The organism is Hydrogenimonas cancrithermarum (genome assembly GCF_030296055.1).
Classification (GTDB): Bacteria; Campylobacterota; Campylobacteria; order Campylobacterales; family Hydrogenimonadaceae; genus Hydrogenimonas; species Hydrogenimonas cancrithermarum.
The window spans coordinates 22159-44797 of sequence record NZ_AP027371.1 but is presented as its reverse complement, the minus strand read 5'-3'; the positions used below and the strand labels follow the sequence as shown (position 1 = coordinate 44797).

The following is a 22639-nucleotide window of genomic DNA, read 5'->3' as shown; positions in this document are numbered from 1 at the left end:
CTCGTCTCTTCTCTTCCTCGTTGCCAAACTGCCCTTTGTGTGGTCTCTCTGCCATTGTGCTGCTCCTGTTGTGACGGTGCGTAAAATTTGCATCTACCTCTTTTTCATAGGGTGAAACAAGAGATGTTTCATCTAAAATCATAGCCAAATAGAAAATATATGTCAAATATTTTCTAAATAAAGTTGAAAATATGGAAATTATATGTTAATATTATTCTAATATTGGATATGACGCCGTTCCGTTTCACCGAATGGAGAGGTTGAGGTAATTATGAAGCAGTCGAAAAGGAAACAATGATGGAAAATCGCATCAAGGGTATCTACGAAGCACTTTATGAGGGTGTGAAAAACAAACAATACTTTGCACAACGCTATAACGTCACCACAAAAACCATCGAAAACACGGTGGCAAAAACTGAGGGGGACGTAATTTACGATCGTAAGCTCGGCGGCTACCGTTTCGCTTTTTTGCTTCCCAAGTACATCCCTCACGATCTGTTGGTCGAACTACTGCAAAACAGCATCGGCAACGAGACCGCCAAACACGACTTTCTTACACTCTCACGTCTACTCAAAGAGCGAGAGGGTGTTCATCTTCCCATGATCCCCACCTCTCTCGTGTCCTCCCTCACCCGAAAGCTCATCATGCTGGAAGTCGCTATTCGCTCAAACTGCGTAATAAAAGTCAATTATGTAGGCAACGAAAAGCCTATGGAAGAGAAATACATCAGACCGCATAGGATCAACACTTCCGAAAACTCCTACTACCTGTACGGAAGCTACGATGCAAGAAACAAGAAGAACATAGGCGAGTACAGGTCGTTTGCCGTCAACAGTATGCACGATATCGCCCCGGTTGAATGGGTCAAAGGCGAAAGTTTTTTTATGGAAGGCACCGGGAACGCTTACGGGGTCATCACCAAAGAGAGGTTTGTGATGCTCAAACTCACGGGCAACAGTGCCAACTATTTTAAACGGGAAAGACAGTTCAGCAAAGAACAGTTCGATTTTATCGCCGAAGAAACTGACGGTACGGTGCTTATGAAGATGTACTACAACAATCTGCAAGAGGTAATCAAGCTGGTACAACAGTGGATGCCCCATATGATTGTTGATGAGAGTGCTCCCGAGAGAACAGAGGTCTATGCTGCGATCAAAGCGAATTTCGACAAGCTTGTCGGTAGCGGTGCGCTATGCGATCCCCCCTCCTCGCCGTAGACACCTACATTGCCAGTACGAAACGCCCCCTCATTATCCAGCGGTGAGCCCATCATCGACCGATGTGCCTTCAGTAGTTCTTCGAGTCGCGTCGTGTCGTACTCTTCGATGATCTCGTAGGTACGGATCACCCCTTTGACCTCTTCGAGTTTGTGGTCTTATCCGAGTATTTCGAACCGATGATGTCCATACTGAGACAGAGGGTCGATTTCGCCCATCCCATCGGGATAGGTCGGTCGTCGTCGGTGGTACATTTTAGCGCGTCCTTTAACAGAAATTGGTCCAAAAGCAAACTCACCGTTTGCGATAGGTTCAGCCCTCTCGTCACACGAAGCTTTTTGAGTTGAGCATCATCGAGATAGTCCGAGATCCAGGTATCGAGCCGGTCAAACAGCTCAACATATGCCAGCAGAGTGTCATCAAAGTGCTGCAACACTTCACGGGCTCGATCTCTGTGTTTGGAGTTACGCCAAAAAAAGGCTTTTGTCGAAACTGCGGCGGAGATATACCAGGGCGATGGTGTACTCCTTACAAGTGTTACATTGTAATATATTTAGAATAAAGGTATCGTTTTGGTCATGGTTGACAAACGGGACACTCTAGGGTAATATAATAACAAAAAAGGATTACCGTGAGTATTGCACAACAGATCAGATCACGACTGGATCACCTCGATTTCAATCGTGAGTACGATGCTTCTGTCTTTGACGGTATTGCCTCTAAAGAAACCATTAAAAAGACCTTGCAGCGTAGCCGTGATAGAGTCGGTAAAACAACCACCAAATATTTCTATCTCAAATATACTCCCCAAAGCAAAAAAAAGGCACCTTATGAAGCCTATGATGACGAGGAAGAGGTGCTGTTTGACCCTTCTGAATTTAGCTTCAACGCTTTTTGGCAAAGCGGTAAATCGACCATGCAAAAGATCTCTTCTGTCATCCGAAATTACCTGATGGCTATGGATCAAAATGATATTTGTCTACTCTGCCGAAAATTTGGCAAAAACAGGGTCAAGGCAGAACTCATTGCTACCTACAAAGCATTTTACAAACAAGGGTTCATAGATGTAAAAGGTCATAGAGTGCCACTTGAAGGAAGGTATGACCGCAACCCTATCTTTAAAGAAATTCTGAAGATGATCCATGACTGCTAATGTCATCACACTTCTTGAGCAGATCAAAGAGCTTGAGATCTTTGAGACACATCCACTTTACTTTGTCGGTGGTACGGCTTTGGCATACTATCTTGAACACAGGATCTCTGAAGATATCGATATCATCGGTACCGCACCCTTGCCGCATCGCCAGATCACAAACACGATCATGGCACTTGGCGGTACCAAACTCAAAGATGCTAACGCAATGGCATTACGGCTTGCCGGACTCTTTCCCGATGAATACATGCTAAAATTCAATCTTCATGGAATCAAGCTGGAGTTTTTTGCAGCATCTACACCACTACAGAAAGAGATAATCAAAACAGCATCGAGTCAACCCTACAAAAAAGGCAAACTACAGATCATCGATCTGCCATCCATCGCAAAACTCAAACTCATAGCCCTCCTCAATCGAAAAAAATCGAGAGACCTGTTTGACTTTAAAATAATACTTGAAGAAAATAGACTCACAAAAGAGCAGATTTTGGAAATAGCATCAAAAGCAATCAAGGAAATAGACTCTTTTTCAACTTTCTATGATTTTATTGAAAAGATGCAGGTAGCTGAAGATGATGAGATCGTCTATCTTGATGAAAAAGACCCCAAACCATTAAACTGGGATGAGATTCATAAAGAAGTACTTTCGCTTCTTTCATCAAAAATGTAATACGATTAACTGTCAGTGGAATTAGGAGTCAAAAATCGCCCGTTATCTACTGACATTTTGAATTTTTAAATTTTACAAAAAGCCTTCAAAGAAGAAGATCCGCCAGGAAGGGCGATCGGTGAGCGGAAGCTAATCCTCCCCAACTCGGTGTAAGGGATACGATGATGAAAATACGGGTCTATTACGATAGACGCAAGCTAACGCCCATAAGGCGGAAAAGCCCCTGTTTTACGGGCTTTGCGTTTTTGCCTTTCCTCTAAAAAGCTACTTTAAGCGTAAAAATGGGCACAGTCAATTTTCATACCCGATATATCTGTTTCCAAGTGTTTAAGAATTTTAGATATAATAAAGAGGAAATCGGTTAAAGGATAATAAATGTTAGTAGATGAACTTATCGCAAAAGTAAAGGAAGCCGAAAAGAAGCGTACACCGAAACAAAGTCGTGAACTTCTCATAAAAGCACGGATTCTGGATAAAAACGGCTATTATGATGCCCGCTATTTTAGAAAAGAAACCGTAGAAAAAAGTAAAAAGCAAGCGGTAGCCTCCTAAATTGTACTCCACAAAACCAACATTTGTATACGGCTTTCACGGACTGGATAAATCTGTTGCCGTCGATATTCTCAATCAAAAAACCGATTTTAAACCAAGTAAAAATAGCTATGATTGGCTTGGCGAAGGTGTCTATTTCTGGGAAGACAATTACAAGAGAGCCAAAGAGTACGCTCAAGTTGCTTCAAAAAGGAAAGACTCCAAAATAAAAGAACCTTTCGTTTTGGGTGCCATTATCGATTTGGGAAACTGTTTGGATCTGCTAGATCAGAAGTATCTTGATTTTTTGAAAATTGCGTATGATAGCCTCAAAAAGGAACTTGAATCGGAAGGAAAATCTTTACCGACAAACTCTGCTTTTGGACCGCACGACTTTGACTTTAAAAAAAGGGAGCTTGATTGTGCGGTCATTCGATATGCGCATCAATTGGCAGAAGAAGCCGGAGAAAAATTTGATTCGGTACGTGCCGCTTTTTGGGAAGGGGAAAAGCTTTATCCCGGAGCAGGCTTTAGAACCGGTAATCATATTCAGCTTGCTATTCTCAACCCTAACTGTATCAAAGGTGTATTTATTCCTCGCCAAAAAGTTTAACTTTTCAGTCTCCCTTCTATTGATTGTTAACTATTTGATGTGATGCTTCACTTGCGCTTGCATCGCCTTACGGTGCAACGTTTCGGGTACATTCTCTTCGAGTCTTTTTTCAAAGCCCCTATCACCCCGCTGTATTTTTTCAATAATCTCACCGGCGGTATAGTTGGTGCCCCAAAAAGCTGCTTCGATACGCTTCTGCTCTGCCGGCTGCAAACCAATCACTTCGATACGGTCTCTTTTGTGGCGTCTTTAAGGCTGTTGACGTGTTTGCTCATCCAGACGTTTACGATATGCCATATCTTTGGCGACCACCATAGCGTATGCCAATACTTTACCCTTTCTTTCCAACCGCTTTAAGAAAATAGAAAAAATGGGCACACTCAATGATGAAAGCCTCTAAGATACCATATTTATGGGGTTTGAGAGTAAAAATAAGGGTCTATTACGAGGGCTCATCCATCGCCTAAAAGATTGGCCTACTCTTCGTTCAACTTTGCTTCATAGTGATAACACGATTCGCTGAGGCCGAACGCTTTACAGGCCAGACGTATCGTAATTCCTTTTTTCTCGACGACGGCACGTTTCGCCATCCTCTTAGCCGAAGATGGCTTCACCACTTTGTTTGTCCTCACTACACGTCGGGATTCCGCTTGCTTCATCCAAAGCCTTCTGGAAGATTTCGGCTTTGAGACGCTCTTCGGCATACATCTTCTTCAAGCTCTTTGAGTCTGGCCATCATCAAGGCATCCATTCTGCCTCCCTCGTGACACCTTCTATTGGGAACATGCAACCAAACTGCAACCAAACGTCACCTTTCATTAGGAATTATTGCATCAAATTTTTGCAAAAATTGCAATATTAAGGGTAAAAAACTTTCGCTACCGCTTTTTCTAACTGCATTGCACATTGTCAAACCACTCATATTCAATATTCCCAATAAAGGGTAACGTTAGAGCAAAAAATATAAACAAATTGGTGACGTTTGGGTGTAATCCTAATAAAAGGTGACACTTCAAGGCGATTTTGTAAACATATTGGTGACGCTCAAAATGGCTCGGGAGCCAAAAAAAGCATATCGGGGGCACTCCCCATATACGATGTAACAAAAAAGTACCAGATTATCTTCACCACAACTCACAGTTTTGTCTATCCGGTATGGAACTGCAAGGAAAAAGCAGACCGTCGATATGGATTGTTTTAAAAAATCAGTTTCTTGTAATGGACAAACGAGATAGATACACAAAAGAATACCATACTGAAGTTATTGGTGAAAAATGCTGCCAACGAAGCGATTGATGCAACAAAAACGGCAGTCTCGTTATATAGTAGAAAGAATTGGATCGGCCTTCATCAAATAAACAATATTTGCATATAAATCAGTAACAAAATAAGTTTACAAAAATTTTATTTATGTTTAATATATGTATACCAAAGGATGATCGTTGTTTGACTACGGTAAACCTGTCACCGCTGAAAAGTTTTTCGGGAGGAAAGTGCAGAAAAAAACTCTTTCTCTCATTGGTCAATGATGGCGTCGGCTTCATGGTCAAGGCCCCACGGCACTGCGGGACGACATCGATCGTACTGGAGGTTCTGCGAGGACAGGAGCATATCTATTTGGATTTTCGCCGTGTACCGAGACTTTCCATTTTTCGATAGAAGCGGCCTTACACAAAAAGGAGATGTCAGAGTATGAGAGACTGATCTTCTCTCTGGAAATTGCCGACCGGATCGGACAAAAGCTCCCCCAGATACTCTACCGGATCAGGAAAGGTCTGATGGATATCAAAATACCACTTTCGTCAATTTAGCGATAGCTCCCTTTGAAAACCGTATACGGGCTTTTGTGTCACTTGGTTGTTGTCACGAAAGATCGCCGTGAAGTCCTCGATGAGATTATCGCCAAGCGACTTGAGCAGATCGTCCGTGACCTTTTCGAGAGCGGATGAGATGCGAGATCGCGAGCAAGGCCGATCACCTGCACTTCGTCTTCGAAGCGCCGCCGCAGGTACTCCTTTCCAAGTTGGTCGATACGTAAAAGGATCTGTCTCCTTGTGATCATTAGTCGTTCCGTTTGTGAAGCGATTATCCGTTCTCTTCCGCCGGTAAACATGCCTCGGTTTCAAATTTGATATGCGAACCGTTGATGGTCGCCGAATGTGATAAGATTATGAAAAACGCGGCGGGAAAAAGCGCTGTCAAATCTTTACCGACCCCGTCAGCGGTAAAATGGAGAAAGGAATACGAATCGAATGAACCCAGTCAAAACCATAGCCGGATTTCTGCTCTTTACCAACGACGCGGTTCTGGATCTTCTGTGCGAGTGGAGAAGGGGGCTGCTGGCCGCGAACACCTTCGAGTCACGCATCATGCTCTATCTGCTGCATCCTTTCCATGTGGGGCTGATGCGGACATCCGGGTTTCTCGACAGATACGCCCTGGAGTTACCAAGAGAAAGGAGGGCAAGAAAATGACGGCCGATCTGTGGTTCGATCCAGCCGAGACGCTGGAAGAGGAGGAGCCTGCTGTTCCCCCGGTACACAGGGATGTTGAGGATCTCGCGTTTTCGCGACGGACGCGCCCCGACAAGGCCGCGAAGAAAGGAAAAGGAGAGAAGATGAAAATAGACATACTGAGCGACCTTCACGCCGATTTCTGGTTCAGACCCTCCCGGCCACTGGAGATGGAGGACGTTAAAAAGCTTTTCCTTGCCTCTTTTTTCAAACACGAAGGCGACACCCCGGGCGATGTCCTGGTCGTGGCCGGGGATCTCGGCCACTACAACGAACAGAACGCCCGGCTTCTCGCGAACCTCCGGGATCTCTTCGGCTATCGCGCCATCCTCTGCGTGCTGGGCAACCACGACTACTATCTCTTAAGCAAAGAGAAGGCGGTCTATCAGAACGACTCTTTCGCGCGGGTCGCGGAGATGAGGAGGCTGCTGGGCGAGATGGAAGACATCCACTGCCTGGACGGGAATGTCGTCGAGATCGACGGCGTGAGGTTCGGAGGGTGCGACGGATGGTACGACGGCGAATACGCAATGCGGCACCTTGGCATGAATCGCTCGCAGGTGCTCGACCTCTGGAGGCGCAGCATGAACGACGCCCGGTACATTCACGGGATGGGGGACTGGATGACGTTCGCGGAAACCCAGAAGGAGTGTATCGGGAAAATTGCCGGGGAAGTGGACGTGATGATCACCCACGTCAACCCCTCCATCGGTCGATCCGACGTATCGAAGCCTTGGCGAAACGAGGAGATCATGGCCTTCTACTCCTTCGACGGCGAAGAGATTCTGAAAAGAGGCTCCATGCGGTACTGGATCTTCGGTCATACGCACCATCGAATCAAGTACGAAAAACACGGGGTGAAGTGCCTGTGCAATCCCCTGGGTTATCCAGAGGATATGAGCTTTCCCAAGATCATGCAGGTCGTGGTTGAAGAATGAAAATTGACATATTGAGCGATCTCCACATCGATTTCTGGTTCAGCCCCTCCCGGCCGCCGAAAATGGACGAGACAGAAAGGCTGTTTCTCCCTCTCGCCACCCGCGACGGCGGCGATCCCGGAGATATCCTGGTCGTAGCCGGGGACCTCGGCCACTACAACAAACAGAGCGTCCAGCTGCTTGAAAACCTTCGGAAACTTTTTGGCTACCGGGCCATCCTCTGCGTACTGGGCAACCACGACTATTACCTTCTCGGCCAGGATAGAACAATCTACCAGAACGACTCCTTCACGCGGGTCGCGGAGATGAGGAGGCTGCTGGGCGAGATGGAAGACATCCACTGCCTGGACGGGAATGTCGTCGAGATCGACGGTGTGAAGTTCGGGGGATGCGACGGGTGGTACGACGGTGAATACGCGATGCGGCACTTTGGCATGGAACGCTCGCGGGTGCTTGGCCTCTGGAAGCACAGCATGAACGACGCCCGGTACATTCATGGAATGGACGACTGGATGGAGTTCGCGGAGGCCCAGAAGGAGCGTATCGAAAAGATCGCGGGCGAAGTGGACGTGATGGTCACCCATGTCAACCCCTCCATCGACAGATCCGTCGTGCCGAAACGCTGGCGAGACGACGAGATCACGGCCTTTTTCACTTTCGACGGCGAAGGGATCATGGAGAGAGGCTCCATGCGGTACTGGATCTTCGGCCACACCCATGATGTGATGGCATACGAGAAGCATGGGGTGAAGTGTCTGTGTAATCCCCTGGGTTATCCGGGCGAGGGGGCGACGGGGGTCATGCGGGTCGTGATCTGACCTCTGTCATATCCATCCGCTGTCGGATAGCTCTATCATGCTCCAGAGGTATGACTTCTTCAAAATCGTCTAAAAAATCGAGTGTCGGCAGTGTATCGGAAGAGGGAAAGCATATATCCAGGTCAAAACTTTCTCGGTGTCCCAGGTGATATGCCAAAGCCGTGCCTCCGATGAGGATGGCTTGATGCTTGGCAAAAAGATCAATGCAGGAAAACGACTCAAGCAGGGCTTTAGTTTGAGGGTTGATCATGCCACACTCTTGTACGCTTGCAGATAGGCGGTCACTTTCTCTATGAGTCTGTCGCTAACACGATCTTTATATTTGAGCAGTGCGGACAAAATACGCTCACTACCAAAATACGCTGCCAACTTCTCTACAATGAAGTCGTTATAGGCTCTCTCAAGTGTGGCGACAATGAAAATATCGGTAGGCACCTTCTTTTTTGGGTCGTTGTTCCAAAGAATCGCCTTGGGCATACCCGCTTCAAGAAGCTCACCGGCACTCACTTGCTCCTTGGCTGAGGGCATATGCTCAAGCAATTTCATCGCATAGGTAGGAACCTGGCCCGACTTTTTCCAGCCGGCAACGGTGTAGTAGGGAATGCCGCTATAGGAAGAAAAGGCTTTTTTGCTGATGCCTTTGGCTTTGAGCAATGCTTCAAAATCTTTGTGTGCTGTTTTCATAATTGTTATTTTAACCAGTTTGTTAAAGTTTGTCAATTTGACAAACTGATTTGGTTGTTGGGACATGGCTGTCTTGGTGTGGTTCGCGGCGACATTTTTCAAAGAGGGAGTGGTCGCTGATCCTCTCCAGCAGCGCTTCAACCTCCCGGGTCACGCCAGACCCGTTCTGGCTCTCTCGAAGCGCGTGAGGATTTCCCGGATCTTCCGGTAGTCCGGGTCGTTCCGGCTTTTGTAGAGCTTCAGGGCCTCCTCCATCAGCCTCGTGTAGCCGAAAAGGGCATAGAGCCCCGATAGTCAGAAATATTTGTGGTCGATGCCGTTCTTCTCACTCCAAACGGCGTAGGCGATTCCGCCAATGATGCCTAGAATCAAAATCACATCGTAGATGTTGTCCGTCATCTTTTGCCTTTTTTTTATTTCACCAATAGGAAAATTGTAGCAAATATTCATTTGGTGAGATTATTTTGGAAATCAGTCAGAATATACTTGAAAAACAAACCCTAATAAAATACCTGATTATTATTGTATTAGAGAAAAAATGGTCAAATCATCTTTGAAAACTCGCATCGAAACGGATACTACGTCGGTACGGCCCAGCCCCTGCGATCAAGAGTCGAGAAAACCCCAAAGGTCGGAAAAGTGGTGACAAACGTAAGAGATATGGCCGGTTTCACAACATTAAGTTTTGTCGTGATATAATTTGATAGGAAAGCCCGTCGCGCGGGTATTCCATCGAGGGGCGGCAACCCCTCTCCCCTGACCGCGCGGGCACGCTTTCCAGCCGAATCTATTTCAGCAAGGAGCTTCGCAAGAAGCTACGCCTACCTCAAGCCGTTATCCAAGCAGCTTCGCTAAATGGATAACGGCGACCACATATCCCTGTTCCTGATCTCTTTTTCGACTTTTTCCAGGTGCGCCCTGATTCTTCTCGTCCTCACCTTTTGCCACTGGAAGCGGTAATAGAATTCGTTTTGCCACAACTCGTCGAATTTTTTCGTATATTCCAGAAAATCCGCATCGCGTTCGAGCTTTTTCATCTCCGGTGTCTTCGCGGCTTCGTGCCGGTAGTCGGCGAGGCGTTGCAGATAGTCGTATTCGTGCTTCAGGGTCTTATAGTATTCGCGCAATTCTTCGGTTTCGGCTTCCCTGATGGTCCAGTCGCTGAACAGCGGCATCGTTTCCGGCGGGGGCAAGGCGGTGAGCTTTTCATCCTCTTTCGGCAGGTCGAACAGGTACGACGGCGCGGCTTTGCCCTCTTTCCAGTATTCCTCTTTCGTGCGCTGGGGCTCGGGCTCTTTTTTTCGCCTTGAGCGCGCGGGTTTCGGGGCGGGTTTTGTCTTGTCCGGCTTCGTTTTCGCTTCGGGGCGGGGCTTGGATGGCTTGGCCTTCCGTTTCGGCTCCGGTTCCGTCGTGTCGGGGCTTTGTGTCCTATCTGCTGTCTTGGCCGCTGTATCGGCTGTTACCTCATCCGTTACCTCATCTTCTGCCCTGTCCGTCGTCCTATCTCCTGCTTTCTCCGCACTTCTCTCGCGTTCCGCCTGCACTCTGCTCTCGTCCTCTTTGCCTTCGTTCGCGGATCGGGGTTGGTTCTTCTTTTTCTCATCCGTTTCGGGCGGGGTTTCGGGGAGTTCTCTTGCCGTGATCAGTTCCGGTTCGGGCTCGGGGGCGGTGTTTTGACTCGGCGGCCTGGCGCATCTCGGATTCGGGGAGGGAAAATGGGCGTACTTGATGTTGTTCTCGTTGAGGTACGGGACGAGGTGCCGGTACATCGTGCGAAGGGAAACGCCGGAGAGCATGGGTTCTACCTTGATGAGCGCCCTTGCAATCGTTCCGATGTAGGCGCCTTCCCTTGCGAGTGCCTTTATCAGCCGGATGTGGCGTTTGAAGAGGTAGCGGTAGAGCCGCCCTTTGTCGGGCATGAACGCCATGATTTCCGCTTTGTCGTATTGTTTGGCCATCGGTGCCGTCATTGTGGTGTCTCCTTTACTGGACCCGCCCCTTGTGGGAGAGTGAGAAATCTTCATTTTTCCGAGATTGTAGCATAGGGGCGTGTAAATTCGCGTCATTTTCGTGTCTGGTTCGTGAAATTCCTATGTAAAAGCCATGACGAGCCCATGAAATCGGCATGAAATTACTATGACATTCCCATGACATTCCCATGACAGCACTATGCCAATACTATGCCAATACTATGACAAATTCATGCCAAAACCATGACGTATCCATGATAAGCTCACGCCATTCCCGCGCCAGCTCCATGATGTTTCCATGCAAAGGCCATGTTTCCGCTCCGATCCGGGCTCGGGTTTGCCGATTTTGTGCGGTTTTGCCCGTCCGGCGGCGGCGGAGAGGGGCTGTATTTGCAAGGTAGGAGTGGAGAGAAACGCCTTGTTTACGGTGTTTGCGCGAAGGGATCGGGGAGAAAAGCGTCTATCCGATTTCAATGCTATACCTCGAGGGGTCGGTTGATGGACTTGCCAAAATCGAGAGCAAAGGAGGCGAGATATTTGCCCAGGAAAGTGCCGATTTTGCCATTCTCGTAAACTTAAACAAGCTGGACATTCTAACCCTCTACAACACTGCGTTTACGTTGAATAAGACGGTTTTGCTTAAAAACGGTATCGTGCAGTATTTGAATATAAAGACGGGCAATATTTTGGAAGGGTGTGAAATCAATACCCTTTTATTAAGGAAAAAACTAAATGATTAGTTTAAGAAAAAAGACTGTACCGATGATTTTGTGCGCTCTTTTTATTGTGAGCGGAAGCGATGCTTTTGCGTGCGGCGGATGCGTTGATCCCAGCAGCGGAGAGAGCATGGTTGCTCATAACAAACAAAACCATTCTTTAATCGTTTCTAATTTATTTTGAAAACGATAAAACTCGAAGTATCTACATATCAAACACTACAATAGAATGCGACAAGACTCTCGTCAACCACACCTAATCTTTGGGATGGGATTGAAGAGTGGATGGAGAGAAGCGGATTTGAAATTTTCGATATCCCGAACGCATGACGATTCAAAGCGATTGTGGTATGATTGGAAAAAGCGGCATATGCTAGTGCGATATTTCATATAGAATACACGACAGGAAATATACGCCATAATTCAGTACAGAGGAGTTCAGTATGGAAATTTGGGCACTTAACGGTATTCTTGCGGTCTGCGTCGTGTTTGGTGCGATACTTCTATACGGGAGGCACCAATTGAACGAGAGACAATGACGATCGGTAACACTCTCCGGAACACCTGTACAACGTATCAAAAAAAGCCTGAAAAATAGAAATTTCGCTATACTATGGACCGCGAGCGACATGAATACTCTTTCCGGCTGGTTACCGGATAGTGTGACAAAGCGGGCGGGCTTCGGTTCTCCCGCTTTTTTCGCCCAACCGAATCTATGCAAAGCGTATACCTGCCGAGAATATCAGAAATACATGTCCACTCGACATGAAAAGGGTACAGCAGATAGAGCATAATACCCAACTGGCGGGTATTCGCCTTCAGCAGACCTCTTCTCCAGTCATATAGCAGTTCCAGAACCGTATCGTTTGTAAAAAGTAAAAATCTCGCTATAGGTTGCATTGTATTTTCACTCCTTTTCTGTTAAGAAAAACATATCCAATCCAACCATCATTCCGGTTTTGGCGCAAGTTTGTCACTTTTTGAAATTCGTTCGATTTCGAGAAGATACAATAGCTCGAAATAACCAAACAAAACCAATTTTTGCTATGGTCGATATTCCGGGCTTTTACCACAATGCTATGTTAATTTTCATCCTAAATTAATTTTTTTCGCGTATGATTAAAAAAGAGAGAATCCAGATTGAAGATTTGTATCAAAATGCCGATCCGCCTGATAGAATAAACGGAAATCACAAAAAAGGGCGGACATGAGTAAAAATACAGATGCTGCAATTAACGGATCGGAGATCGCCAAAACGATGGCGCTCAATCAAGCAAGCGGAGGACTGGTTATGGACTTGAGGAAAATTTCGGACGAACTCGAACGGAAGCTGCAAGACGTGCAGACGCTGATGGAGATCGAAGAGGCCGACGAAAATATGAGTGATGAGCGGAAAGCGGAGCTGGCCAAGAGGTTCTACGAGATCAAGGAGTCGTTCGAAAAAGAGACCGTCCCGGAGATCAACGGCAGGCTGATCGAGAAGATCGCCTCGGTTGCCGGAACGAACTTCGAGAAGAGGATCATCAGGACCGGGGTAGAGGTCAAAGAGTGGATGCTCGACAGGGAGGAGGCGATGAGGGATTTTCACCTGAAGAACCGCGCCTGGATCGGGGGCGGTCTTGAGAATATCGGCCGGCTCATCCTCCAGACCAACGACAACACCCAAAAAGCGAAGCTATATCTGGGAAAGGAGATCAGGGCGTTATGGGACGGCATGATGCTCAGGTTCAAGCAGCTGAACGAAAGAATCGACACGCTCGAAAAACGCCTCGCGAGGATGGAGGAGAAGATCGACGCGATCGTCGAGAACACGAAGAGAAGGAGATATTGATGAGCGATCCGCTTTTCGAGAAACTGTCCAAAGACGAAAGCCTCAATGCCGACATGATCGGAAGCCTCTTCGGCATCGACGGGGCGGTGGTCGCCGCCGCGCAGGAAGAGGGGAAGGCGAAGAGGGAGCGGGCGCTGGCCGAGCGGGCCGCGAAAGAGGCGGAAGAGAAGGCCGCGAAGGCGGAACTGGATGCCAGGGCACACGAGGAGCTGGTTATGACGGGCGCCGATGCGGGCGAAATACACAAAGCAAAGAAGGACCCTATAAACCTCGAATTCAGGAAGGTCGAAAGCGAGCTCGGGCACTCCTTCCGTGAACACTTCGACCTCATCCGCAACACGGTCGCGATCTCCTCGCAATAACGTTGGAGCACGGATAGAATAAAAAACTCGCGCTATCCCGAACTCTATATCATTCCCGCGCTTTTGACATCCTTGCCGAGAAGACAGGGCGCGACGGACATATGTTTCGCCTTCGGATCGAAATCGAATACGAACACGCCGTCTCGCTTCTCGTCCTCCCACCCTTCTCCATGGGTGAAGAACTTTATGTAGGTCTCCGCCGCCCTTATGAATTCCCCGGAAGCGGCAAGCTCGGCGGCACGGGGAACCAGGCATATCCCTTCGGCGATATTCGTCACCTCGCCGTTGTCTATTTTCCATCCGTGCTTTTCCTTGACGAGGTAAAAAGTGTATTTGTTGAGATGGTTTTTCCATACCGCCTGCGGATAGGCGCCCAGAAACCACGCCAGCGCACGCATCACCCTGTTGTCCCTGCGAGAATAGATCGTGACTTTTCCGTACTCCTTGCCGAAAATGTCCTTTCCGTGCCGTATGTCCACGATCTCGTAAGTGGGCCAGGTCCTGACGGTCCACGCCTTGAGTTGGAATACGAAATATTTGCCTGCGGGGTTTCCCTGCGCATAGTCTTCGTATAGGGAAGAGGAGAGGTTGCGCTTTAGCGACGAGTCGCCGATCTTTTCTCCCTCTTTAAACGACTCCGCGATGCCTGCCGCATTGTAGACGCGATAGAACATTCTCATCTTGTCGAAATCGTCGAGTTTCGCAAAGCTCGGGAGCCATCCGGGGAAGAAGATGACGAAAAGTACCACCGCAGCGCCAAGCCATCGAAGTATGAGATTTCTCTTCTCTCTTCTTTCCCTGTCTACTTGAGAGGGGGTTGGCTTGTTTTTCAGCTCATGGTACAGCATCTCCTTTTCCCTCTCTTTGGCCCACTGAAACAGCTCTTCGTCCCATTCCACTGGATCGTTAGGCGAATCGCTCCACCAGCCCCAACCCGACTTTTTCTTCTCGTCGCGCTGCTCCTTCTCCCATTCGTCGATCTTTCTGTACCACTCCGCGATCTCTTCGTCCGTGGGGTAGCACTTCCTGTATCTCTTTTTATTCTTTTTATTGTTGCCTTCTCTTCTTTTTTTGAGATGCTCTATCTTCTTTTCGTAATATGACACCGCTACTCCTCGTCCCCGTGAATGAGCATTCCGTCAATTCCGACAAGATTCTCCGCCACAATTTTTCCGGCATCCTCTTCGGCGCACATAGACAGCTTCTCCAGTATTTCTGCCAATTTCTCTCCCACGTCTTGACCCCTTTCTCTCTTTCATAATAATAACGAAAAGCCTCTGTTTCGGCAAACCATTAGCCACTCAGCGTCGACAGCGATGCATCGGATGCATGACTTTTCAAGCAGCTCCCGCCGGGATACCACGACTCGATGTGCTCGACGAGCATGCCCGAATAGCAGATGTTGTCCGGTGCGATGATCTCTCTGCAGCCGATCAGCACGAAGCGCTCTTTCGCGCGGCTGACGGCCACATTGAGCATATTGCCCCTGTCGCGGTTCATAAAGAGTGCCGCTCCACGCCGGGGCGAATTGGCGCCGCTCGAAGTTGAAAACAGAATCACCCTGCGCTCGGAGCCCTGAAATTTATGCACGGTGCCGATTTGGATTGTATTTGTGTCGTAGCCCTGTTTGGCCAAGGTTCGCTTGATTGCCTCGGCCTGATTCCGGTACGGGGTGATGACCCCGATTTCGTCGAGCCCGTACCCCTCGAAAAGGTGCTCATTGACAAGCTCGGCGACAATTTCCGCTTCCGCCGTGCAGATGTTGTGCTCCGTCGACATATTTTCTGCATGCTCCACAAAGACGAGATGGCACATCTCCTCGTCCTCTCCCGCCAGCGGCTCGATCTTGCCGTCGTATACCAGCTTGTTGCAGTAGGTCACGATCGGGTCTTTGCACCGGAAATGCTGAAGGAGCCAGATGGGCGCTCCCTTGTCGGCCCTGACGGCATTTTTGTCTTCGATATACAGGGCCCGGTTCGCCAGCGACATGGCGCTCATCTTCAAAAGAGAATACCCGTCCCTGATCATTTCGCGCAGCGTACCGTCGCCTTCCGCCGCCCTGTCCGCCACCACCTCGTCGACGATCTCGTCGCCGCCGAACGGGTAAACCGGCTCGATCTGTTTCTCGTCCCCGAACAGGAGGACCTTTCTGCCCGCGTAAAGGTTCGCCATGAGTGATGGCAGAACCATCCCCGCTTCGTCGACGAAAAGGTATTCGAAAAAGCCCTCGGGCAGCACTTTTTTTCCGACCGCCTTGTCCTTGTAGGAAAACACGCTGAAAAAAGACTGGGCCGTCGTATTGAGAAGCGGAAAGAGAGGAAGAAGGTCTCTGAGCTGCGAAAGCGTCTCGCGCGCCGACGCGCCATAAACCGCCTGCATGTTGTACCATCCCTCCCTGTTTTCGACCGGCGCGTAGTAGGTATGGTCGGAGAGGATCATGCCGCCGGTGAGCACCCGTTCGATCTCTCCGTCCGAAAGCCGCCGCTCCCCGTTCCGGCCGTCGGGGACGACGCGCCGCATCTTGAAACCGCAGGCGTCGTGTTTGATCAGCTTTTCCCCCACTGCGACGCCGGGCTTCCCGCACGCCGGGCAGACCTCCCTGTCCGTGCCCTCGATCATCTTGAGTAGCAGCACCGTCTCGAGCAGGTGCATCGAAGCGAAAAAGAGGTGGAGGCGGAGCGACGTATCGAGCCCGGCACTCGTCTCCTCGAGTTTTCTTAGGGCGTCTTCCGGCCCGAAGTATCCGCTTTTTTCAACCTTTGAAAAGGTCTCCACGGCCCGCTCCGCCGCTTCGGCATCGTCAAAGCCCATATCCGCAAACGCCTCGGCATACCATGCCTCCCGCTTTTGCCACCTCTTGTTGATTTCGTCAATGATGCCGTCCACACGGCTGCGAAGACGCCTGTCCGCCTCCTGTTTGGCTCTACTTATCGCGACGTCGCGCTTGTCCGACAGATCCCTGGCTTCTTTCTCGAAGCCGCGGATTCTCCTTTCGGCTTCCCGGATCTCCGCTCTTGCCTGCTCGGCCTCGTCCGCCATAAGCTCCGCCTCCCGACGCAGCCTCTGCCTTGTCCACGGCCATATTTTGGCAAAGAAACGCTTTCTCTCGCTCTCGATTGCGGCAAGCTGCTCCTCGATGCGCCGAAGGTCGGACTGCAGCCGGCTGAAATTCGTTTTTTCTTCTTTCGATTTTTCGCCCGCCTCTTCGATCTGCTTGCCATATTCCGCGCCTATCTCCGCCGAATGCGACTCGAATTCGGCTTTGGCCTCGGCCGCCGCGCTCTTTTGGGCACGCTCTTGTTCCGCGACGACCTCCCGGTGCTCTTCGGACCTTTGCCTCAGCAGCGATTCGGCTTTGCCGATGAAATTTTCAACGTCGCTGATAGCCAGCGCCATCTCCCCTTCGCTCTTCGTGTCCTCGGCGATATCTTCCGCCAGGTCGTCCCTGTGGGCCAGCCGCGCGGCGGTTTCGAGCAAGGAGAGGTTCTTCTCGAACCGTTCGAGCTTTTCATCGACGGCGATGTGGATCTCTTTCTCTATTTTTTCGATCTTGTCGCGGATATCGGCGGCAAGCCGCCTGTAGAGCTTGTGGAGCAGCCTTTTGGCATTGGCGTGCGTCACCTCGACCGTCGCGAAATCCTGAAGGCACGACTGGGCCTTTTCCAAAAACTCTTTCGCCCTTTCTTCGGCCTTTCGGCGTATATCCAGGCGGATCGCCAGGAGATTGTTGATGGTCAGGCTCAAATCGCCGTCGTCACTGAACGAACTCTTCAGCATCGGAACGTACAGCCCGATACCGTCGACCGTCTCGAACTCCTTGAAGTCGATGCTCGCGTCCAGCCATCTTTGGTAGAAGGGGCCGGCCTTTTTGGCGCTCAAGTACCCTTCCGTCATCCCTTCGATGATGTTTCTCTGCGCCTGGTTGTTTGTGGAAAACGCAGCGATCGGCGGGGGAAACTCGATCTCGTCGAACTCTCTTCCCTCATCCTTCTGCCTGATTACGCGAAGGGCGCTTTCGACGACGTAGTCCGCGACAAAGGCGCGGAGCAATGAAGTTTTTCCCGTACCGGGAGGACCGCTGACGGGAACGATGCTCAGTCCGCTTTTGGCGACCTGCAGCGCGTACCGCTGGCTTTTCGTTAGCGCGTAGTTGGCATCGAACGCTCCATACTGTTTCCGGGCCAATGCGACACGATCCTCGATGCCGAAGCGCTTGAAGCGCCATCCTTTGCCCTCTTCGCTTCTGGCCATGCTTTCGTCGGGAACGGGGGCCTTTGCGATTGGCGATCCGATAAGATAATCGAGAAAAAGATTGCCCGAGGTATCCAGCCGCCCGTCATCCAGCATCTGGGCATAAAGATTGAGCATTCCCCCGTTATATTTGTCCGAACTGTCGAGCTCGGCGGTGTCCACGACAAAGACAAAGGTGCCGAGCTTTGCGGATTCAAAAGAGATCCGGTGAGAATAGGTGTTCGACGCCGTTTTGTTTCTCGCCTCTTCGAGCTGGCCCAAAAAACGCTCGATTCTTTTTTGCGTGGAGTCAAGCCCGGCATAGCCGCCGTCTATCGCCTCGAAGATCAGCGCCATCGATTCGATGAGATGGGAGTAGGTTTCGATCTTTCCGGTACGCCCCCGGCGCTCCCTTGCCCGGGAGAGCCTTTGCATGAACTCCTCGTCGAGAAGATAGAAAGGGCGCCCGAACAGCGCCAGGTTGACCTCCATGGAAGAGTGGCCGAAGAAATCCTTGTCGTTTTCCGCGTCATATATGTCCGTGCGGGAAGCCACTTTGAAGCGCAGCGCGACGACGCCGTCGAGCCCTTTTGCGAACCGTCGCTTTTTCCCGGACTTCTTTGCCCACGAAGGCTGCAGGAATTCAACGTAAAAGGGGGCGAAATACCTCATCTCGCTGCCGGGCTCGGACGGGAACGGGACGAGCATGGGCGCATAGAAAAACCTGAATCTGCTTTCGACGCCCTCCCGGGGTTTTCCGAGCCGCTCCCACGTCTCACGGTTCTTTCTGGCGCAGTGGCGCACGACGGCGCGCAGCGCGTCATGGTTCTTGAGGTCGAAGTAGAAAAAGGGAGACGAGGGAGAGATTTCTCTGTAGGCCTGGTCGACAAAATCCCCCGGGCCGAAGCGCACCCCGGAAATCGTGTCGTACCTCAACGATTCCCTATAGTAGTCCAGCACCCTTTTCGCCAGCTCGATCTCTTTTTCGGTATATCTTGTTTTCACGCCGTCCTCTCGCTTGAATGATTCGCATATTTTATCAATACGCAAAAAAAACCGCAATCGTTTTTGCCTGCCGGCACTGCAGCACCGGTCCCGGCACACCGCCGTTGGAAGGCATATTGGGCGACTTTATCCGGTAGCCGTTTTGCCGATTATTTGCTATAATTATCTTATCGAGGCCTCATCCGCAGCCCCATGCGGACGGGGGAAAGGAGATGAATATGAGCTGGGGATCATTTGTAGCAGGACTGATCGGCGGGGCGTTTCTCGCCGGGGACGGCCCGGAAGAGGACGCAAAGGTCAAGTGGAGCGGGCCGGAAGGCACCTTTCTGGGGCCCAACGACCGCCGCGTGCAGTCCGAGATCAATTACAAAACCAGAGAGTACGCGAAGCTCGCCGTGGAGAAGCTGCCCTATTACGCAAGCCTTTACAGCGCGCCGAACCTCGACCAGCTGGGCTACATCCTCAAGCCATTCGAAGCGGCGGCGACGATGGAGCTCAAAGGGGGCTTCCCGATGGTAAAGATGGGGGCGACGTTCGATGAGGTGACGAGCGAGGCGGAAGCGGAGTGGAACGATCTGCTCGAATACTTCGCCATCGGGCTCTCGGAAGTGGCCATCCTGCTCGAAGGACGCGTCTACGCCGCGCTGACCCAGCACTTCTCCGACTACTTCCTGGTGCGGGTGCGCAAATTCGTCTCCCAGCACCCCTTAATCGTCAAGGGAGTCCTGCAGGACCGCTACCAGCTCTTCGAGATGCAGCGCAAACGCTTCGGCACGCGCTACCTCGACGCCGGTGACGAGGAGACGGCGAAGCGCTTCGTCCCCGTCAAGACCAGCTACGAGAACTACCGCCTCAACGCCGAGCTGGCCATCAGGGATTGGGAGCGTGAGCTTCCGAAGAGGGACGTCCCGGAAGAGGAGTGGCGGCCGCTGCTCGAAGAGTACAAGGCGCTGCGCCTGAAGGAGCGCATGCCGTCGCTGAGGGAGATCAAGCGCGCGTACGACATTTCCAATAAGCTCCAAAAAATGCGGGAAGCCGTTCCCACCTGACTCTTATAGTCCCGCTCCCTCCTCCACATCCACAATCCGCACTTTCTGCTCCGGCGCTTTCCACCCGCCGACGTCGCCCGAACGAAGGAATCTCGACCCTCCCTTCAACCCGCCTCTGGCGGCCGGCGAATGCATCTTCACGAACGAACCGGCCGGGTTGACGTTCTGGTGGTCGTAGCTGGTGGCGAGGTTCCGAAGGAGCTTTTTACCTCCGAACAGTCCCGTCAACCCGCCGACGATATCCTTGGCCGCCGAAGAGAAGCCGGAGGCGACCATCAACTCCTTGGCCGTGCCTCCCTGGGCCATCATATACTCCGCCTCTCCGCCGTAGTCGACGTTGTAGCCTGCGCGCGCGTTGAGGCCGCGCTCCCTTCTGAAGACGTCGGTTCCCAGTCCGCCGGTACTCGCATCGAAGCTCATACTGTGCAAGAAGCCGCTCTCGACCGACTGCATCTGGTAGTTCATCGTCGCTTTGGTAAGGGCCTGCATCTTCACGGCGGCGTTGGCGTCCGGAGAATAGCCGTGCGCCATGGCGATTGCCTTATCCTCATCGTTCAATCCCTGGAAGTGGCTGTCGAGCATTCTCTCCATTTTGTGCGAAGCCACGGCGCCATCTACGGTGGGGGATACCGCCCCGATAGCGTTTTGCATCGCCATATCGTTAAGAGAAAGCCCGTTACGAGACATCGCCTGGTTGATGATATGCCCCTGGTTATCTTGCGACAACGCGCCCATTCGCGCCATGGTGGCGAAATTACCGACCCCGCGACTGCTTACAACACTTCCGAATTCAGCATTTTGGCGAGTTCTGGCATACGCCGCCGATCCGTGCGCATCCGCGCTGTAAGTGCGGTCTATCCCTTTGTTGTATTCATCGACACTCTTTTGGGCCTGCTCATTCAGGGCAATCTTTTCTCGGATCGCGTCACGCGCGCTGTCCGAGGCGCCGAGAATGTCGCCTCTGCCCTTCTCCAACTCTTGATATTCTTTTGTAGATTTTGTACGCATATTCGATCGCCGCTTCCAGCACTTCTCCCCGGGAATGTTTTTTGAATCCATTGCACATCTCTTCGAACATCTCGAAAGCCGTAATCGATACAGAGGCTGATAGCTTCTTTTGCTGCACCTTTTTGCTCTCTTTGGCGAGATCGCTTATGCCCATTACAAACCCCTTTACAAGAAATTAAATTGAGTGAAAAACAAGCCATCGAAATTTCTTCAACTGCAAGCAGTAGCAATACCGCTTCGCCTCCGAAAAAATGTACGCCGAAAAAGTTTAAAAAAAACGAGTATTAGTATATCAATCAAACAAATTAACAGATAAGCTAAAATTAAGCAATGGCTAAGTAAATCAATTCTGGATAGATAAATCGAAAAAACGAGGGGCTTTTTCCCCGGAGCCTTCTTCAAAAAAGGCATCCGCGAGGAGGGCATAAACAAGACAAACAACGGCTCCAAAAGGATACCGAAACAGCTCTTTGAGAAGCTGCCTGCAAATGGTAAAACATCGGACCAAAAAAGTTATCATCAAAGACTCATTGAGGTGCAACGAATAGAGCTACGATAAGATACTTCCATTACTGCTCAAGTCGGCACTCGAAACAGTCAACGCAAACGACCGTGATTACGTCTGCAAAAAGGGCCTTGCAAAGATCAGCATTTTTCTTGCCGCATGCACTTTTTTGCAGGCGGAATACACACGATCGTATTCGACTACACATTCCTCAAAAGCGATCCTGATGTAGTGCAGCGCCATGACCTACCGACTGGTCCATCGACCGAAAAACCGTATGAATACGATGTGAACGAACTGGTCAATACCGAAAATTCGCTTGGCGCAACCTACTACTATGACTTTAGAGATGAATACAATGGATTTCAGGCAGGACTGTATGCGGACTTCAGAAAAACAAGCCTTCGACGTGGGGTTTGCGACGCGGTTTGTATTCGAAGAGACGATGAACATTCGCCCCTTTCTCGGACTGAGGATAGGTATGGGAAAGGATGACAAGCTCGATACGGATCTCTGGAGTCGCACCTCTCCCCCGACAAAAATCGAAAAAGGATCAAGCGTCGGTGTCTTCAATCTGGAGGCTGGCGGACAAAGCATGCTCTCCGATCACATCGGCATCTTCCTCTATTATGTTTACGATGCGGCACTACGAGTTCGACACGGTCGAAACCAATGTGGCGGGCTCGATCTTGGATGGAAACTATTCCGATTCGTCGTTTAATGTGTCGGAAAACGAATTGGTTTTTGGCATATTTTATACCTACTGATTCGCGATGCCTTTAGGATTGACGCTTAGTGGCAGGCTCGGCAAAAGGCAAATTTGTC

22 protein-coding genes and 1 pseudogene are annotated in these 22639 nt (G+C 50.3%); 15 read left to right on the top strand and 8 right to left on the bottom strand.

All coding sequences use genetic code 11. From position 1 onward, the window contains the following. Window positions 1-294 precede the first annotated feature (294 nt). From QUD54_RS11860 to QUD54_RS11840, 5 genes are all read left to right on the top strand, one after another. On the top strand, window positions 295-1218 hold the full coding sequence (locus QUD54_RS11860; protein WP_286338067.1) for a helix-turn-helix transcriptional regulator: 924 nt from the start codon (window positions 295-297) through the stop codon (window positions 1216-1218). 631 nt (window positions 1219-1849) lie between these two features. Continuing rightward, window positions 1850-2371 carry a hypothetical protein gene (locus QUD54_RS11855; protein WP_286338066.1) on the top strand — a complete coding sequence of 174 codons (522 nt, stop codon included), beginning with the start codon at window positions 1850-1852 and terminating at the stop codon, window positions 2369-2371. Continuing rightward, window positions 2361-3041, top strand: coding sequence for a nucleotidyl transferase AbiEii/AbiGii toxin family protein (locus QUD54_RS11850; protein WP_286338065.1), 681 nt, complete (start codon window positions 2361-2363; stop codon window positions 3039-3041). The genes QUD54_RS11855 and QUD54_RS11850 overlap by 11 nt, the downstream gene beginning before the upstream one ends. A gap of 375 nt (window positions 3042-3416) precedes the next feature. After that, window positions 3417-3593 carry a hypothetical protein gene (locus QUD54_RS11845; protein WP_286338064.1) on the top strand — a complete coding sequence of 59 codons (177 nt, stop codon included), beginning with the start codon at window positions 3417-3419 and terminating at the stop codon, window positions 3591-3593. 1 nt (window position 3594) lies between these two features. Next, a complete protein-coding gene (locus QUD54_RS11840) occupies window positions 3595-4185 on the top strand; it encodes a hypothetical protein (RefSeq protein ID WP_286338063.1) in 591 nt (196 codons plus the stop codon). 30 nt (window positions 4186-4215) lie between these two features. Here QUD54_RS11840 and QUD54_RS11835 read toward each other — a convergent pair whose 3' ends face one another. Together QUD54_RS11835 and QUD54_RS11830 are read right to left on the bottom strand one after the other, a co-directional pair. Continuing rightward, a complete protein-coding gene (locus QUD54_RS11835; protein ID WP_286338062.1) occupies window positions 4216-4407 on the bottom strand; it encodes a hypothetical protein in 192 nt (63 codons plus the stop codon). Window positions 4408-4664: 257 nt separating this feature from the next. After that, window positions 4665-4942 (bottom strand): annotated as a pseudogene (locus QUD54_RS11830) (hypothetical protein); the annotation flags it as partial. A 1066-nt stretch (window positions 4943-6008) separates the two neighbouring features. Here QUD54_RS11830 and QUD54_RS12075 point away from each other — a divergent pair. The 4 genes from QUD54_RS12075 to QUD54_RS11810 all read left to right on the top strand — a co-directional run bounded on the left by QUD54_RS12075 (window position 6009) and on the right by QUD54_RS11810 (window position 8454). Continuing rightward, entirely contained in the window at window positions 6009-6134 is a 126-nt protein-coding gene (locus tag QUD54_RS12075; RefSeq protein ID WP_406600595.1) for a transposase, read from the top strand. Window positions 6135-6437: 303 nt separating this feature from the next. Beyond that, window positions 6438-6659: a hypothetical protein gene (locus tag QUD54_RS11820; protein ID WP_286338060.1), complete on the top strand. Its 222-nt coding sequence runs from the start codon at window positions 6438-6440 to the stop codon at window positions 6657-6659. Then, window positions 6656-7636 (top strand): metallophosphoesterase, encoded by a 981-nt coding sequence (locus tag QUD54_RS11815; protein WP_286338059.1) that lies wholly within the window; start codon window positions 6656-6658, stop codon window positions 7634-7636. The genes QUD54_RS11820 and QUD54_RS11815 overlap by 4 nt, the downstream gene beginning before the upstream one ends. Further along, the gene (locus tag QUD54_RS11810) at window positions 7633-8454 is read left to right on the top strand and encodes a metallophosphoesterase (protein ID WP_286338058.1); all 822 of its coding nucleotides are present in this window, start codon (window positions 7633-7635) and stop codon (window positions 8452-8454) included. Before QUD54_RS11815 ends, QUD54_RS11810 begins: the two co-directional genes overlap by 4 nt. A 246-nt stretch (window positions 8455-8700) precedes the next feature. On the opposite strand, the gene QUD54_RS11805 is transcribed toward QUD54_RS11810, so the two are convergent. Together QUD54_RS11805 and QUD54_RS11800 are read right to left on the bottom strand one after the other, a co-directional pair. Then, window positions 8701-9138: a hypothetical protein gene (locus QUD54_RS11805; protein ID WP_286338057.1), complete on the bottom strand. Its 438-nt coding sequence runs from the start codon at window positions 9136-9138 to the stop codon at window positions 8701-8703. Window positions 9139-9989: 851 nt separating this feature from the next. Beyond that, a complete protein-coding gene (locus tag QUD54_RS11800; RefSeq protein WP_286338056.1) occupies window positions 9990-11108 on the bottom strand; it encodes a hypothetical protein in 1119 nt (372 codons plus the stop codon). A 431-nt stretch (window positions 11109-11539) separates the two neighbouring features. On the opposite strand from QUD54_RS11800, the gene QUD54_RS11795 reads away from it, so the two are divergent. The 4 genes from QUD54_RS11795 to QUD54_RS11780 all read left to right on the top strand — a co-directional run bounded on the left by QUD54_RS11795 (window position 11540) and on the right by QUD54_RS11780 (window position 14017). Continuing rightward, complete coding sequence (locus tag QUD54_RS11795) at window positions 11540-11848, top strand: hypothetical protein (protein WP_286338055.1); 309 nt, start codon at window positions 11540-11542, stop codon at window positions 11846-11848. Then, window positions 11841-12008: a hypothetical protein gene (locus QUD54_RS11790; RefSeq protein ID WP_286338054.1), complete on the top strand. Its 168-nt coding sequence runs from the start codon at window positions 11841-11843 to the stop codon at window positions 12006-12008. Before QUD54_RS11795 ends, QUD54_RS11790 begins: the two co-directional genes overlap by 8 nt. Window positions 12009-13031: 1023 nt before the next feature. Then, on the top strand, window positions 13032-13655 hold the full coding sequence (locus QUD54_RS11785) for a hypothetical protein (RefSeq protein ID WP_286338105.1): 624 nt from the start codon (window positions 13032-13034) through the stop codon (window positions 13653-13655). Continuing rightward, window positions 13655-14017, top strand: a complete 363-nt coding sequence (locus QUD54_RS11780) for a hypothetical protein (protein WP_286338104.1) — start codon at window positions 13655-13657, stop codon at window positions 14015-14017. The genes QUD54_RS11785 and QUD54_RS11780 overlap by 1 nt, the downstream gene beginning before the upstream one ends. A gap of 44 nt (window positions 14018-14061) precedes the next feature. On the opposite strand, the gene QUD54_RS11775 is transcribed toward QUD54_RS11780, so the two are convergent. Further along, complete coding sequence (locus tag QUD54_RS11775) at window positions 14062-15123, bottom strand: hypothetical protein (protein WP_286338103.1); 1062 nt, start codon at window positions 15121-15123, stop codon at window positions 14062-14064. 187 nt (window positions 15124-15310) lie between these two features. Further along, complete coding sequence (locus QUD54_RS11770; RefSeq protein WP_286338102.1) at window positions 15311-19252, bottom strand: DEAD/DEAH box helicase; 3942 nt, start codon at window positions 19250-19252, stop codon at window positions 15311-15313. Between the two features lie 218 nt (window positions 19253-19470). Between QUD54_RS11770 and QUD54_RS11765 the strand changes: the two genes are divergently transcribed. Then, window positions 19471-20301 (top strand): hypothetical protein, encoded by an 831-nt coding sequence (locus tag QUD54_RS11765; protein WP_286338101.1) that lies wholly within the window; start codon window positions 19471-19473, stop codon window positions 20299-20301. Between the two features lie 3 nt (window positions 20302-20304). On the opposite strand, the gene QUD54_RS11760 is transcribed toward QUD54_RS11765, so the two are convergent. After that, window positions 20305-21276 (bottom strand): hypothetical protein, encoded by a 972-nt coding sequence (locus QUD54_RS11760; protein ID WP_286338100.1) that lies wholly within the window; start codon window positions 21274-21276, stop codon window positions 20305-20307. Further along, window positions 21227-21463, bottom strand: a complete 237-nt coding sequence (locus QUD54_RS11755) for a hypothetical protein (RefSeq protein ID WP_286338099.1) — start codon at window positions 21461-21463, stop codon at window positions 21227-21229. Before QUD54_RS11755 ends, QUD54_RS11760 begins: the two co-directional genes overlap by 50 nt. 730 nt (window positions 21464-22193) lie before the next feature. On the opposite strand from QUD54_RS11755, the gene QUD54_RS11750 reads away from it, so the two are divergent. Then, a complete protein-coding gene (locus QUD54_RS11750; RefSeq protein ID WP_286338098.1) occupies window positions 22194-22535 on the top strand; it encodes a hypothetical protein in 342 nt (113 codons plus the stop codon). The last annotated feature ends 104 nt before the right edge of the window (window positions 22536-22639 follow it).